Below are 13,547 nucleotides of genomic sequence, written 5' to 3'. Positions count from 1 at the left end.
GATGCCAGTTATTGTGGCGCGGAATGAACCGATGGTGAAGCGCAAACCTTGGCGAGAAAGGCTGTTACCGCTGCGAGGGGCCGTTTTTCGTGCAGGAACGGCCGGGCAAAGGCCATGATCAGGCGTTCGTGATCGAGGCCGTCGAGCACCAGCGCTTCGGTCGGCTGGCCGGCGGCGGTCATCGCGGCGGCCAGGGCGCGGCTGTTGCGCGGCTCCACCCGGCTATCCTGCGCGCCATGCACCAGCAGCAGCGGCGGCGCCCCGGCGCGGGCATGGTGGATCGGCTGGGTCTGCGCCAGATCGGCGCAATGGCCGAACGTGGCGATCGAGGCGGGATCGTCCAGCGGCAGGAAATCGGCGGGTGTGGCCAGGCCGATGACACCGGCCAGCGCATCGGCATCCAGCCCTTCGTCGGCCAGCCAGCGCTTGTCGAGCGCCAGGGCCAGCGCGTTGTAGGCGCCGGCGGAATGGCCCATCAGCACCACCCGCGCCGGATCACCGCCCAGCGCGGCGGCATGGTCCTGCACCCAGCGCAGCGCGCGGGCGCCATCGGCCAGCATGACCGGCCAGCGCCCCTGCGGCAGCAGGCGATAGCCGGCCAGCACCACCAGGCAGCCCTGCGGTGCCATGGTGCCGATCAGGCTGCGCGCGATGAAGCGATAGTCCTGCGGGCGCCCGCTGTCCCACGCGCCGCCATGGATGAACACCACCACGGGCATGGGAGCGGCAGGGTGCGTCCCGGCGGGCGCGAAGACTTCCAGGCATTGCTGCGGATCGGGGCCATAGCGCGCCTGGGCCAGGCGGGTCACGCCGCTGCGGCCGCCGCGCAAGGCCAGATCGGCCGCGTCGAGCACGCCCACCGGATTGCGCGCCAGCGCGCGGCGGTACAGCGCATGGCCGGCCACGCCCATGGCGGCCAGCCCGATCAACCATCGAGTCACTTTCATCGCCCCGCCAACGCCGCCAAGACAGCGACGGTTCCCGTGCTCAGAGACAGTTTGGAAATCCGGCTTTGCCGGATTTGCGGCACCGGCCCGCTCCCCCACCCGACCTCCCATAGGGTACTATCGTTGGGAGGTCGGCCCCCTCAGCGAAAACGTCCCCCGGACGTTTTCGGTGCCTTCGGGACGGGAGCGGGCCGGTGCCGCCTCGAACATGCGCAATCGCGCATGTTCCAAACCAACTCTCACTGCATCAGGCGGCGCGCGGCGCGTTCGAGCAGGGGCTCGTCGTCCAGCACTTCGCCCAGCACGGCCAGGCGGCCATCGGGCATGCGCCGGACCATGACCAGCGAAAACTCGCGACCTTCGGCCGGAACGTCGTCCAGCGTGCCGGCGGGCAGCGTGCGCAGGCTGGCTTCCAGGGCCGCGCGCGGGTCGATCCGCGCCTGGCCTTCCTCGCTGCGGCGCAGCCGGCGTTCTGCCGCGACCACGCCCTTGAGGCCGCCGGGCGTTTCGCCCAGGAAGCCGGCGAGTTCGCCGCGCGAGAGGCCCAGGCGATGGGCATGGGCCAGCGCCGTGGCATATTCGGTCAGCCGCGTCTTGTCGTATTGCGCGCCGAACACCAGCTTGACCACCGGGATCAGTGGCGCGCGCGCTTGCAGCGCCAGGCCCGCTTCGGCCACGAGCTGCGCGAAATCGTCCGGTTCGGCTTCGGCGGCCAGGGCAAAGTCCCAGGCGCGGCCGATCGCGGCATAGAGCGCCTGGCGGGTGCGATCCTCGCTGCCGATGGCAAGGGCAGCCATGGCGCGGGCGCTGGCCAGCCAGTCGGCCAGGCTGTCCGGCTCGGGTTCGTGAAGCGCTTCGGCCAGGGTGCCGCCGGCAAACGGATCGAGCGGGGGCAGGCCGGGCAGGATGTCGAGCGCGGGGAGGATTTCCAGCGCGACTTCGGCCAGATCGAGCTCCCCCGCGTCCGCGCCGGTTGCGGCCGGATCGGCGGGTTGCGGCGCAAGATCGCGCGGATCGCGCGCGCGCACCGGGCCATCGGCCCATTGCCCCAGCGAATCGGCCAGCGCGCCCCAGGGCTGGCTATCCGCGGCGCCATCCGCGGCGGGCTCGGCAAAGGCGGGCAACGGCATCGGGACCGACGAGACCGGCGGTGTGCCGGCCGATGGGCCGGTTTCGTGCAGCACGGCCACGGCCTTGCGGCGCGGCTTCTTCTCGCCCAGCACCAGCCCGATTTCGGCGAGGAGTTCGCTGGTCGTTGCCGGGTCGGCCAATTCCTTCCAGTTGATCACGCCATAGATGTAGTCGAGGCTGGTGCCGGTGGAAGAGAACGGCAGCAGGATGCCGCGATAGAGAATCGTGCGCCCGCGCTGGTTGGCGAATTCCGCCTCGAAGCCGATCGGCGCCTCGTTGGCGACGATCTGCATGTAGTGATCGGTGATGCGCGACAGGATCGAGCGGCCGGGCACCTGGCTCAGCCGCGACAGCGGACCGTGGTCGTCGCAATCGGCCAGCAGCGCACTGCCGACATAGGCGATGGCCGGGTCTTCCAGCCCGGCATCGAAATGCAGCAGCACCGAATGATCGGCAAAATCGGGCAGGTGCCCGTCGAGCAGCGGGCCGACCAGCGGCAGACGGCTTTCGCCCAGCATGCTGGCCCAGAAATTGTAGGCGCGCACCTGCATGCGGCGCTCGTCCGCATCCATCAGCGGCGGCAGCGGCTGATCGTCGAGATCGCTTTCCGGCCAATCGTTTTCGGAATCGCCGCCGGGGAACAGGCCGGGCGGGCCTGGCTCATCGGCAAATCCGCGCATGCTGTCCATCACCAAGGCCCTTCGTCACGCTCCTTGCGGCCCATCCTGACGCAACATGGTGAAGAAGCGATTAAGCCGGCGCGGCGGATTTTCGCGGTCTTTTCGTGGGTTGCTGGCGCGAGGTCAGCCGCGCCCGGCAATCGCGCGGGCCTTGGCCAGAAGCCGCTCGGCCATCTCGGCATGCAGCCGCTCGGCCATCTTGCCGTTGACGCGCAGCGCGCCCTGACCGGCGTTGGCGGGATCGGCAAAGGCTGCCACGATCGCCTCGGCTTCGGCCACTTCGGCCTCGGTGGGGGCGAACAGGCGATTGGCCGGCGCCAGTTGCGCGGGGTGGATCAGGGTCTTGCCATCAAAGCCGAAAGCGCGCGCCTGGGCGCATTCGGCCTCCAGCAGGGCAAGGTCGTCGATCGCGTTGCACACCCCGTCAAGCGCGACCAGGCCATTGGCCCGCGCGGCCAGCACGGTCTGCGCCAGCAGCGGCACGAAAGCGGCACGGCCGGGCGCCTGGGCCATGCCGGTGTCCTTGGCCAGATCGTTGAGCCCCAGCACCAGCCCGGCAAGGCGCGTGGTGGTGGCGCAATCGGCGATCCGTTCCACGCCCAGCGCGGCGCGCGGCGTCTCGATCATCACCCACAGGCGCACGCCCGTGGCAAAGCCGGCGCGGTCCATTGCGCCCGACAGCGCGATCACGTCGGCCGCGTCCTGCACCTTGGGCGCCAGCACCGCTTCCACCGGGGCCTGGGCCAGCGCAGCGAGATCATCGTGGCCCCAAGGGCCATCCAGGCTGTTGATGCGCGCGACCAGGCGGCGATGGCCAAAGCCGCCGGCCTGCGCCTCGCGCACCAGCGCCGCGCGCGCCTCGGCCTTGGAACCGGGGGCGACGGCATCTTCCAGATCGAGCACCACCGCGTCGCAATCGAGGCCGCGCGCCTTGGCCAGCGCGCGGTCGTTGCTGGCGGGCATGTAGAGCGCGGAGCGCAGCGGGCGGGAATCGGTCATGGCGTCAACCTTTGGCAGCGGTGGGCTTGCGGGTGGAAGGGCGGGGTTCGGGTTCCCTGACGGCGTCGACGCGGCCTTCCTCGCGCGCGGGCATCGGCACGAAGAGGCGCAGCACCAGGTTGCCGGCCAGCCACACGGCGGCGGCGTTGAGCGCGAAGACCAGGCCGCGCTGGTCGGCCACCCAGCCCCAGGCCCAGGCGCCGATCGCCATCGAGCCGAAGGTGATCGCCTGGTAAAGCGAAAGGCAGCGGCCCAGGATCGCCTCGGGCGAGCGCAACTGCATCGCCACGTTGAGACTGGTCATCGCCGCGACCCAGCCCGATCCGGCGACGAAGCCGGCCGCCAGCGCGGCGGGCACGCTGCTGGCGTGGGCCAGCAACAGCAGCGCGCCGATGAACACCAGCGTCGCGCCCGAAACGATCACTTCGGCGCCAAAGCGGCGGCGCGCCCGCGTGACCCACAGCGCATTGACGATCGAGCCGACGCCGAACGAGCCGAGGATCAGGCCATAGTCCAGCTCCGTCCCCGCCAGGGTATCGTGGGCGACGGCAGGGATCAGCGCCTGGAACGCGCTGGCGCCAAAGCCGAACATCGCGCCGCGCAACAGCACTTTGCGGATCGGCACCGAACCGGCGCAGAACGCCACGCCCACCTTGATCGATTGCAGCATCGGCTGGCGCTGCGGCGCGCGCGCTTCCGGTCGCCAGCGCGCCAGCACCACCAGCATCCCGACATAGCTCAGCGCGTTGGCGGCAAAGGCGGCGCTGACGCTGAGGATCGAGATCAACACCCCGCCCAGCGCCGGACCGGCGCTGCGCGCCAGGTTGGCGGACATGGCGTTGAGCGCGATGGCCTGGGGCAGATCGGCCTTGCCCACCTGAAGCCGCACCGAAGCCTGCCAGGCCGGCTGGTTGATCGCCGTGCCCATGCCGACCATCAGCGTCAGCATCAGCAGCGAGACCGGCCCCAGCATGCCGCGATAGCCCATCACCGCGAGCACCGCCGAAACCACCAGCATCGCGCTCTGCGCCCAGAGCATCACCCGGCGACGGTCGAAATTGTCGGCAATTGCCCCGGCAAACAGGCCAAGCAGCAGGATCGGCAACGTGGACGAAGCCTGGACCAGCGCGATCAGCACATGGCTGCGGGTCAACTCGGTCATCAGCCAGGCGGCGGCGGCGGCCTGGATGGTGGAGCCGAGGTTGGACACCAGGTTGGCCGTCCAGATCGCGCGGAACGCGGGATAGCCGAAGGGCGCCAGCGCGCCGCCGGTCTTTGCGGGAAGGGGAGGGGCTGCGTTCAAAGCAGGTAGCGCATGCGGATCGAGGTGGTCAGTTGGGTTTCGCCCAGGGTAAAGGCGGCGGCGGAAAAGCGCGGCGGGCCAAAGCGGATCGGCGCATCGCGCGAAAAGCCGAAGCCCTCGCGCGGCATCATCAGCATCTTGTCCATCCGGCCATTGGCGTTTTCATCGTGGAACAGCGCCACGGCATAGCGGCCGGGCAGCACGTGCTGGAACGCGATCACGTCGTTGCTGGCGGCGGGCACGGTCTGGTGCAGGGCCTGGGGGTCTTTCTCGCAATCGGGAAAGGTCACCGGATCGGCGGTGAGGCATGCCTGGATCAGCCCCTTGTGCGAACGCAGCCCGACCACGTCGACCAGCACGGTGGTGCGCTGGGGCAGCACGGCGCCGCCCTGGGTGAGCGCCAGCGTGCCCAGCGCGGCCAGCCGAATCGCTGCTCGGTTCATGCCCGATGGCCGCTTCATGCCGATCGGCGCCGCTGCCATGCCGCCAAGCCCGCGTCCGTGCCGCAGAGTCGATCCCAAACGCGAAAATAGAGGCCGTAGTTGCACCGATACCGCTCGTGATGCTGATGATGATGGCTGGCTGTTATCAGCCAGTTCCCTGCCCGGGAATGAACCAGCCAGGCCGGAAAGATCTCCCAGCCCATGTGGTTGGTCACGCCCATCACGGTCATGATCATCAGCACCACGGCGAGCATGCCCGCCTGGATCGGCACCACGAAGACCAGCGCGGGAATGAACAGGCCGACCACGGCCGCTTCGATGGGGTGAAAGTTCATCGCTGCCCAGGCCGTGGGCGGGCGGCTGGCATGGTGGATGGCATGCACGGCGCGGAACACGCGCGGGCGATGCATCCAGCGATGCGTCCAGTAGAACCAGGTATCGTGCGCGAACAGGTAGACCAGCACCGAGGCCGGCATCCACCACAGCGGCCAGGCATGGGGATCGGCATAGATCCGCGTCCAGCCGTGTTGTTGCCAGCCCCAGGCGATGATCCCGGCGGGCACGCCATAGATCGCCGCCGAAGCCAGGCTCCAGCCGATCTCGCGGCGGATCTGCGCGTCCAGCCCGGCATAGTGGCCCGGCAGGCGCCGCTGCGTGAGCCAGGCGAACAGGCCGCTGGCCGCCACATAGCGCACCGCGACGATCGCGGTCATGGCAAGCGCCGACAGCAGCAGCGCGGCAAGCGTTGGACTGGTCATGCTTTTCCCGTTCGGCGCAACCCGGTGCGCCCCGTCGCGCCCTATGCCAAGCCGCGCCCCCTATGCCAAGCCGCGCCCGCAGCGGCCAGCTTTTTCCTGCCGCCAGCGCTGTCCAGCCCATGCCTTGCAACACCGGGGGACTGCGCCTAGATAACCGGAGCGATTCGGTCTGATTTGGCGTTCTGCCCGATCCGGCCGCCCCTTCCGGTTGCGAGCAGGTGCGATGCGATTGTCGAGCATGGCAGACTATGCCGTTGTCATGATGTGCGCCGCCGCGCGCCATTGCGGCTGCCATACGGCCGATCGCCCGCTGCTTTCGGCCCAGCAGCTCGCCGCCGAAACCGGCCTGCCCGCGCCTACGGTACAGAAGCTGGTCAGCAAGATGTCGGCCGCCGGGCTGCTCAAGGCCGTGCGCGGCGCGCGTGGCGGGCTCAAGCTGGCGCGCCCGGCCGCCGCGATCAGCCTGGCCGATATCATCGAGGCGGTGGAAGGGCCGATTGCCATGGCCGCGTGCAGCGGGCATGGGCGCGGCGATTGCACGCTCGAAGGGGCGTGCATGGTGCGCCCGCACTGGCCCGCCGTGGATGCCGCGCTGCGCGGCGCCCTGTCCGGCGTGTCGCTGGTACAGCTTGCCCGTCCCGCGCAATCCTTCCATGGGGCGCTTTCCGTCGCCCCTGCTCCCATTCCTGCCGAGTTGCCCGCATGACCGATGAAACCCTGAACGACACGCCGGTTAAGGACCAGGCGGCGCGCGACGCGGCCGCCCGCGTGGCCGAATACGAACACGGCTGGGTGGCCGATATCGAGCAGGAATATGGCCCCAAGGGCCTGTCCGAAGACACCGTGCGCTTCATTTCGGCCAAGAAGGACGAGCCGGAATGGATGCTGGAATGGCGGCTCAAGGCCTATCGCCTGTGGCAGACCATGCCGATGCCCGACTGGGCCAAGCTGAACATTCCGCCGATCGACTATCAGGAGGCCTATTACTGGGCCGCGCCCAAGAAGAAGGACGGCCCCAAGTCTCTGGACGAAGTCGATCCGGAGATCCTGCGCGTCTATGAAAAGCTGGGCATTCCCCTGGCCGAGCAGGAAGTGCTCGCCGGGGTGGAAGGCGCGCGCAAGGTGGCGGTCGACGCGGTGTTCGACAGCGTTTCGGTGGCCACCACGTTCCGCAAGGAACTGGAAGCGGCGGGCGTGATCTTCCGCTCGATCAGCGAGGCGATCCGCGAATACCCCGATCTGGTCAAGCGCTGGCTGGGCAAGGTCGTGCCGATGCACGACAACTTCTTTGCCGCGCTCAACTGCGCGGTCTTTTCCGACGGCACGTTTGTCTACATTCCCGAGGGCGTGCGCTGCCCGATGGAGCTGTCCACCTATTTCCGCATCAACGCGGAAAACACCGGGCAGTTCGAGCGCACTCTGATCGTGGCCGACAAGGGCGCTTACGTTTCGTATCTCGAAGGTTGCACCGCGCCGCAGCGCGACGAGAACCAGCTTCACGCCGCCGTGGTCGAACTGGTCGCGCTCGATGACGCGGAAATCAAGTATTCCACCGTGCAGAACTGGTATCCCGGCGATGCGCAGGGCAAGGGCGGCATCTACAACTTCGTCACCAAGCGCGCGCTGTGCCAGGGTGCGCGGTCCAAGGTTTCGTGGACGCAGGTGGAAACCGGCTCGGCCGTGACGTGGAAGTATCCCAGTTGCGTGCTGAACGGCGAGGATTCGGTGGGCGAATTCTATTCCGTGGCCGTCACCAACAATTACCAGCAGGCCGATACCGGCACCAAGATGATCCACAACGGCAAGCGCAGCCGCTCGACCATCGTGTCCAAGGGGATCAGCGCGGGCAAGTCCAACAACACCTATCGCGGGCTGGTGCGCGTGGCCCCGCAGGCCGAGGGCGTGCGCAATTTCACGCAGTGCGACAGCCTGCTGCTGGGCGGGGACTGTGGCGCCCATACTGTGCCCTATATCGAGGTGAAGAACCCTTCGGCCACGATCGAGCACGAGGCGACCACCAGCAAGATCAGCGATGACCAGTTGTTCTATGCCATGCAGCGCGGGCTGGACCAGGAGCAGGCCGTGGCCCTGATCGTCAACGGCTTTGCCAAGGAAGTCTTGCAGCAGTTGCCGATGGAATTCGCGGTGGAAGCGCAGAAGCTCTTGGGCATCAGCCTGGAAGGCAGCGTGGGATGATCGCGCTGATCGCCATGGCCCTGGCGACGGGGACCGCGCCCGACAGCGCCCCGGCGCTGGCTGCGGTCAAGGCCTGCGACAAGCAAGCGATGCGCGCCATGGCCACCGACGAGCCGCACCGCCGCACGCAGTTTGCCGCCGCCGTCTATGCCGAGCAGCGCGCGATCGCGCAGGAACGCGCCACGCTGCTCGATGCGCAGATTGCCGGTACGCCCAGTTCCAGCGGCGCGGCAACGACAGCCAATGCCCTGGCCCAGATCGACGCCCGGCAGAAGGAGCTGGACGACGTGAAGGCCATCGAAAAATCGTGGCGCGACCTGTTCGACGAGGTTCGCGCCGACTTCCTTGCCAATTGCTCGAGCGGAAAACGCAATGCTGACGATAAGTGACCTCTCCAACGAAATCGCCGGCAAGGCCATTCTCAAGGGGCTTTCGCTCACCATCAACGCGGGGGAAATCCACGCGATCATGGGGCCGAACGGCGCGGGCAAATCGACCCTGGCCTATACCCTGGGCGGCCGCCCCGGCTATGACGTGACCGGTGGCACTGTCGATTTCGACGGGGCAGACCTGCTTGCCATGGACCCGCACGAGCGCGCGGCGGCCGGGCTGTTCCTGGGCTTCCAGTATCCGGTGGAAATCCCCGGCGTGTCCAACGTGCAGTTCCTGCGCGAGGCGCTGAACGCCCAGCGCAAGCAGCGCGGCGAGGAACCGCTGTCGGGCGCTGCCTTCCTCAAGCTGGCGCGCGAGAAGGCGGACCTTTTGCGCATGGACATGGACATGCTCAAGCGCCCGGTGAACGTGGGCTTTTCCGGCGGCGAGAAGAAGCGTGCGGAAATGGTCCAGATGGGCATTCTCGATCCCAAGCTGGCGATCCTGGATGAAACCGATTCGGGCCTGGACATCGACGCGCTGCGCATTTGCGGCGAGGGGATCAACGCGATCATGCGCCGGCCCGACAAGGCCGTGCTGCTGATCACGCACTATCAGCGCCTGCTCGATTACGTGAAGCCCGATTTCGTCCACGTGCTGGCGGGCGGGCGCATCGTCCGCTCGGGCGGGCCGGAACTGGCGCTCGAACTCGAACAGCATGGTTACGAGGCGGTGGCGTGACCACCGCTGCGCTCCTTCCCACGAAGGCGGACGAGGCGTTCCGCTATGCGGACCTTGCCGCGCTCGCCATGCTCTGGCCCCTGCCGGCTGAAGCGGTGGACGTGGCGGCGGGCGAGAGCGGCAGCCTGTCGGTGGTGCTGGCGGGCGATGCTCCGGCGGCGCGCGACCTGGCGATCACGCTGGGCGAGGGCGCCAGCTATGACCTGCGCCTGCTCAACGCCGGTGGCGCCTATGGCCGCATCGCGGTGACCGTGCGGCTGGCCAAGGGGGCAAAGTTCCACCTGGGCGCGGCGCAGCTTGGCGGCGGCGACCAGACGCTGGAAATCGTCACGGAAGTGATCCACGCCGAGCCGGACGCGCAGTCCAGCCAGGTCGTCCGCTCCGTGCTCGCCGGCCATGCGACCGGCACGTACTTGGGCCGCGTGGTGGTGAACCGCGGCGCGATCGGCACCGATGGCGAACAGTCGATCCGCGCCATGCTGCTCGATCGCACCGCCACGGCCAACGCCCGGCCCGAGCTGGAAATCTATGCCGACGACGTGAAGTGCGCGCATGGCTGCGCCGTGGGCGAGCTGGACGCGCAGGGCCTGTTCTACCTGCAATCGCGCGGGCTGCCGCCGGCCGAGGCCAAGAAGCTGATGCTTCAGGCTTTCATCGCCGAAGCCTTTGTCGATGCGCCCGAGGAAGAGGTGCTCACCCAAGCCGCGCTCCAAGCGCTGGGAGGGCTGCTGTGAGTACGCTCGTTTCCGCTCCTTTGACCCAGGCGAGCGAATGGCCGGGGCTGGTCAACCCTGACGGCACGCGCTGGCATTACCTCGATACCGGCGCTACCGCGCAGAAGCCGCAAGTGGTGATCGATGCCGTGACCCGCGCCATCGGCACGGACTATGCCACCGTGCATCGCGGGGTCTACACCCGCTCGGCCGACATGACGCTGGGCTTTGAAGCCGCGCGGCGCAAGGTGGCCGGCCTGATCGGCGCCAGCGAAGGCGAGATCGTGTTCACGCGCGGCGCGACCGAGGCGATCAACCTGGTGGCGCAGACCTGGGGCCTGGCCAATCTCAAGGCCGGGGACCGCGTGTTGCTGTCGATGCTGGAGCACCATTCCAACATCGTGCCCTGGCAATTGCTGGCGCAGCGCACGGGCATCGCCATCGATGTCTGCCCGCTGACCGAGGACGGCCGGATCGATCTCGATGCCGCCGAAGCGATGCTGACCCCGGCGCACAAGCTGATGGCGCTCGCCCATGTTTCCAACGTGCTGGGCAGCGTGCTCGATGCGCGGCGCGCCGTGGCGCTGGCCCGCAGCGTCGGCGCCAAAGTGCTGCTCGATGGCTGCCAGGCCGTGGCCCGGCTGGCGGTAGACGTGAAAGCGCTCGACGTCGATTTCTATGCGTTCTCGGGCCACAAGCTCTATGGCCCGACCGGCATCGGCGCGCTCTATGCCAAGGCGGACCTGCTCGATGCCATGCCGCCTTGGCAGGGTGGCGGCGCGATGATCGATCGCGTCTCGTTCGCCGGCACGACCTTTGCCCCCGCGCCGCAGCGGTTCGAGGCCGGCACCCCCGCGATTGTCGAGGCGATCGGCCTGGGCGTGGCGGTGGACTATGTGCAGGGCCTGGGCCTGGCGGCGATCCACGCGCACGAGACCGCGCTGGTGCGCGCCACGCGCGAGGCGCTGCGCGGGTTCAATGCGGTGCGCCTGTTCGGGCCGGACGATGCCGTGGGCGCCGTCAGTTTCGTGATCGATGGGGTGCATCCGCACGACCTTGGCACCATATTGGACGAGGAAGGCGTGGCCATCCGCGCCGGGCACCACTGCGCCCAGCCGCTGATGGAGCATCTGGGCGTGCCAGCCACCGCCCGTGCCAGCTTTGGCGTCTATAGCGATGAAAGCGATGTTGCCGCCCTGGTGCGGGGCATCGAGCGAACCTTGAGGATTTTCGGATGAGCGCCGATACCCCCCGCTTCACGGTCGAAGAAGTCGATGCGGTCAACCCGCCGCGCCGCGCCCATGTGGACGACATTCCCGAGCCTCAGCCTGAGGCTCCGGCCGAGCGCAAGCGCGACTATCTTTCCGGCTTCCTGGCGGAAAAGCCGCAAGGGGTGAAGCCGGGCGAGCCGGGCGGCGAAATCTACGAAGGCGTGATCGCCGCGCTGCGCGATATCTTCGACCCTGAAATCCCGGTCAATATCTATGACCTCGGGCTGATCTACGGCGTCGACGTGGCCGAAGACGGGCACGTGGCCGTGACCATGACGCTGACCACGCCGCATTGCCCGGTGGCCGAATCGATGCCCGGCGAAGTGGAACTGCGCGTGGGCGCGGTGCCCGGCGTGCGCGATGCCGAAGTGAACCTGGTGTGGGATCCGCCGTGGGACCCGCAGAAGATGAGCGACGATGCCAAGCTCGAACTCGGGATGCTCTGAGCCATGACCGAAACCACCACCCGCACCCGCCAGCGCCCCGCTGCCGTCATCCTCACGCCGGCGGCCGAAGCGCGCATCGCCACGCTGATGGCCAGCGCTCCGGCCGATGCCGTGGGCGTCAAGCTCTCCACCCCGCGCCGGGGCTGCTCGGGCCTGGCCTATTCGGTCGATTACGTGAGCGAGGCCCATCCGCTGGACGAGCGCATCGAAACGCCGGGCGGCACGTTCTTCATCGACAGCGCCTCGGTGCTCTACCTCGTGGGCAGCACGATGGACTGGGTGGAAGACGATTTCCAGGCCGGCTTCGTCTTTGCCAACCCCAATGCCAAGGGCACCTGCGGCTGCGGCGAAAGCTTCACGATCTGATTGCGGCAAGGGTTGCTGAGGGCCCCGGGTCAAGCCCGGGGCGACGCTGCTTCCCACAAGTCCGTCGCCCCGGGCTCGACCCGGGGCCCCGCGCAACCCCTAGACCTTCACCAGCCGCGCCATAGCCCATTGCGCGGCATCGGCCACCACCGGATCGGGATCATCGAGCAAGGCGCACACCGGCGCCGCCAGCGCGGCATCGCCGCTGTTGCCGGCGGCATAGAGGCAGTTGCGCACCATGCGGTTGCGCCCGATCCGCTTGATCGGTGAGCCGGCAAAGACCTGGCGGAACGTGGCATCGTCCAGCGCGAGCAGTTCGGCAAGGCGCGGCGCGACCAGTTCGGCGCGGGGCAGGAACGCGCGGTTGTCGGCCGCAGCCTTGGCAAAGCGGTTCCACGGGCAGACCGCCAGGCAATCATCGCAGCCATAGATGCGATTGCCCAGCGCCGCGCGATAGCGTTCGTCGACCGGCCCCTTGTGCTCGATGGTGAGATAGGAAATGCACGCCCGCGCATCGAGCTGATAGGGCGCGGGAAAGGCGCCGGTGGGGCAGGCATCCTGGCAGGCCGTGCAGGTGCCGCAGCGATCGGCATGGGGCGCATCGGGCACCAGTGGCAGCGTGGTATAGATCGCGCCCAGGAACAGCCACGAACCGTGCCGCCGGCTGACCAGGTTGGTGTGCTTGCCCTGCCAGCCCAGGCCCGCCGCCTGGCCCAGGGGCTTTTCCATCACCGGCGCGGTATCGACGAAGACTTTCACGTCCGCCCCCGGCTCGGTGGCCACCAGCCAGCGCGCCAGCGCCTTGAGCGCGCGCTTGATCACGTCGTGGTAATCCACCCCTTGGGCATAGACCGAAATGCGCCCGCGATCGGCCACTTCGGCCAGGGCCAGCGGATCGTGCGCCGGGGCATAGCTCATGCCCAGGGCGATCACGCTCTGCGCCTGTGGCCACAGCGATTGCGGCCCCTGGCGCTGTTCGCTGCGGGTTTCCATCCACTCCATGCTGCCGTGGCGCCCGTCGGCCAGCCACTGGTGCAGCCGCGCCGCGCGGTCGGGATCGTCGGCCGCCGGGGCGATGCCGCAGGTGGCAAAGCCCAGCCGCAGCGCTTCTTCGCGCAGGCGCTGTTCCAGGGGCGCAGATGAAGTGGCTTTAACCAAGTATTCCGTCTCTTGTGTGCTAT

The 13,547-nt window shown here is 68.4% G+C and carries 15 protein-coding genes; 8 read left to right on the top strand and 7 right to left on the bottom strand.

The genetic code is table 11. The features are described 5' to 3' along the window. Positions 1–8 precede the first annotated feature (8 nt). The 6 genes from IE191_RS02470 to IE191_RS02445 all read right to left on the bottom strand — a co-directional run bounded on the left by IE191_RS02470 (position 9) and on the right by IE191_RS02445 (position 6,261). Positions 9–947 carry an alpha/beta hydrolase gene (locus IE191_RS02470; protein WP_191322773.1) on the bottom strand — a complete coding sequence of 313 codons (939 nt, stop codon included), beginning with the start codon at positions 945–947 and terminating at the stop codon, positions 9–11. 239 nt (positions 948–1,186) lie between these two features. Then, a complete protein-coding gene (locus IE191_RS02465) occupies positions 1,187–2,767 on the bottom strand; it encodes a hypothetical protein (protein ID WP_191322772.1) in 1,581 nt (526 codons plus the stop codon). A gap of 114 nt (positions 2,768–2,881) precedes the next feature. Further along, positions 2,882–3,757: an HpcH/HpaI aldolase/citrate lyase family protein gene (locus IE191_RS02460; RefSeq protein WP_191322771.1), complete on the bottom strand. Its 876-nt coding sequence runs from the start codon at positions 3,755–3,757 to the stop codon at positions 2,882–2,884. Between the two features lie 4 nt (positions 3,758–3,761). Then, positions 3,762–5,060, bottom strand: coding sequence for an MFS transporter (locus IE191_RS02455; protein WP_191322770.1), 1,299 nt, complete (start codon positions 5,058–5,060; stop codon positions 3,762–3,764). Next, positions 5,057–5,542: a DUF2141 domain-containing protein gene (locus tag IE191_RS02450; protein ID WP_229815055.1), complete on the bottom strand. Its 486-nt coding sequence runs from the start codon at positions 5,540–5,542 to the stop codon at positions 5,057–5,059. The genes IE191_RS02455 and IE191_RS02450 overlap by 4 nt, the downstream gene beginning before the upstream one ends. Then, complete coding sequence (locus tag IE191_RS02445) at positions 5,518–6,261, bottom strand: sterol desaturase family protein (RefSeq protein ID WP_191322769.1); 744 nt, start codon at positions 6,259–6,261, stop codon at positions 5,518–5,520. Before IE191_RS02445 ends, IE191_RS02450 begins: the two co-directional genes overlap by 25 nt. A 223-nt stretch (positions 6,262–6,484) precedes the next feature. Here IE191_RS02445 and IE191_RS02440 point away from each other — a divergent pair, with 223 nt between their 5' ends. The 8 genes from IE191_RS02440 to IE191_RS02405 are packed head-to-tail and all read left to right on the top strand — an operon-like array spanning position 6,485 to position 12,366. Beyond that, positions 6,485–6,967, top strand: a complete 483-nt coding sequence (locus IE191_RS02440; RefSeq protein WP_191322768.1) for an RrF2 family transcriptional regulator — start codon at positions 6,485–6,487, stop codon at positions 6,965–6,967. Continuing rightward, positions 6,964–8,457 carry a Fe-S cluster assembly protein SufB gene (sufB, locus tag IE191_RS02435; RefSeq protein ID WP_229815054.1) on the top strand — a complete coding sequence of 498 codons (1,494 nt, stop codon included), beginning with the start codon at positions 6,964–6,966 and terminating at the stop codon, positions 8,455–8,457. The genes IE191_RS02440 and sufB overlap by 4 nt, the downstream gene beginning before the upstream one ends. Continuing rightward, positions 8,454–8,846, top strand: coding sequence for a hypothetical protein (locus IE191_RS02430; RefSeq protein WP_191322767.1), 393 nt, complete (start codon positions 8,454–8,456; stop codon positions 8,844–8,846). The genes sufB and IE191_RS02430 overlap by 4 nt, the downstream gene beginning before the upstream one ends. Then, the gene (gene sufC / locus IE191_RS02425) at positions 8,830–9,570 is read left to right on the top strand and encodes a Fe-S cluster assembly ATPase SufC (protein ID WP_191322766.1); all 741 of its coding nucleotides are present in this window, start codon (positions 8,830–8,832) and stop codon (positions 9,568–9,570) included. Before IE191_RS02430 ends, sufC begins: the two co-directional genes overlap by 17 nt. After that, positions 9,567–10,304 carry a SufD family Fe-S cluster assembly protein gene (locus tag IE191_RS02420; protein WP_191322765.1) on the top strand — a complete coding sequence of 246 codons (738 nt, stop codon included), beginning with the start codon at positions 9,567–9,569 and terminating at the stop codon, positions 10,302–10,304. The genes sufC and IE191_RS02420 overlap by 4 nt, the downstream gene beginning before the upstream one ends. Next, the gene (locus IE191_RS02415) at positions 10,301–11,521 is read left to right on the top strand and encodes a cysteine desulfurase (RefSeq protein WP_191322764.1); all 1,221 of its coding nucleotides are present in this window, start codon (positions 10,301–10,303) and stop codon (positions 11,519–11,521) included. Before IE191_RS02420 ends, IE191_RS02415 begins: the two co-directional genes overlap by 4 nt. Beyond that, complete coding sequence (locus IE191_RS02410; protein ID WP_191322763.1) at positions 11,518–12,000, top strand: SUF system Fe-S cluster assembly protein; 483 nt, start codon at positions 11,518–11,520, stop codon at positions 11,998–12,000. The genes IE191_RS02415 and IE191_RS02410 overlap by 4 nt, the downstream gene beginning before the upstream one ends. 3 nt (positions 12,001–12,003) lie before the next feature. Then, positions 12,004–12,366: a HesB/IscA family protein gene (locus IE191_RS02405; RefSeq protein WP_191322762.1), complete on the top strand. Its 363-nt coding sequence runs from the start codon at positions 12,004–12,006 to the stop codon at positions 12,364–12,366. Positions 12,367–12,465: 99 nt separating this feature from the next. Here the strand turns inward: IE191_RS02405 and queG are convergent, their stop codons facing one another. After that, positions 12,466–13,497: a tRNA epoxyqueuosine(34) reductase QueG gene (gene queG, locus IE191_RS02400; RefSeq protein ID WP_229815086.1), complete on the bottom strand. Its 1,032-nt coding sequence runs from the start codon at positions 13,495–13,497 to the stop codon at positions 12,466–12,468. Positions 13,498–13,547 lie beyond the last annotated feature (50 nt).

It is taken from the genome of Novosphingobium pokkalii, from assembly GCF_014652855.1.
In the GTDB taxonomy this organism is placed as follows: Bacteria; Pseudomonadota; Alphaproteobacteria; order Sphingomonadales; family Sphingomonadaceae; genus Novosphingobium; species Novosphingobium pokkalii.
This window is presented reverse-complemented; position numbering and strand designations above follow the sequence as displayed.

Coding starts and splice junctions, on each gene's coding strand:
- IE191_RS02470 (WP_191322773.1), bottom strand. CDS start 947: ATGAAAGTGACTCGATGGTTGATCGGGCTGGCCGCCATGGGCGTGGCC.
- IE191_RS02465 (WP_191322772.1), bottom strand. CDS start 2,767: ATGGACAGCATGCGCGGATTTGCCGATGAGCCAGGCCCGCCCGGCCTG.
- IE191_RS02460 (WP_191322771.1), bottom strand. CDS start 3,757: ATGACCGATTCCCGCCCGCTGCGCTCCGCGCTCTACATGCCCGCCAGC.
- IE191_RS02450 (WP_229815055.1), bottom strand. CDS start 5,542: ATGGCAGCGGCGCCGATCGGCATGAAGCGGCCATCGGGCATGAACCGA.
- IE191_RS02445 (WP_191322769.1), bottom strand. CDS start 6,261: ATGACCAGTCCAACGCTTGCCGCGCTGCTGCTGTCGGCGCTTGCCATG.
- IE191_RS02440 (WP_191322768.1), top strand. CDS start 6,485: ATGCGATTGTCGAGCATGGCAGACTATGCCGTTGTCATGATGTGCGCC.
- sufB (WP_229815054.1), top strand. CDS start 6,964: ATGACCGATGAAACCCTGAACGACACGCCGGTTAAGGACCAGGCGGCG.
- IE191_RS02430 (WP_191322767.1), top strand. CDS start 8,454: ATGATCGCGCTGATCGCCATGGCCCTGGCGACGGGGACCGCGCCCGAC.
- sufC (WP_191322766.1), top strand. CDS start 8,830: ATGCTGACGATAAGTGACCTCTCCAACGAAATCGCCGGCAAGGCCATT.
- IE191_RS02410 (WP_191322763.1), top strand. CDS start 11,518: ATGAGCGCCGATACCCCCCGCTTCACGGTCGAAGAAGTCGATGCGGTC.
- IE191_RS02405 (WP_191322762.1), top strand. CDS start 12,004: ATGACCGAAACCACCACCCGCACCCGCCAGCGCCCCGCTGCCGTCATC.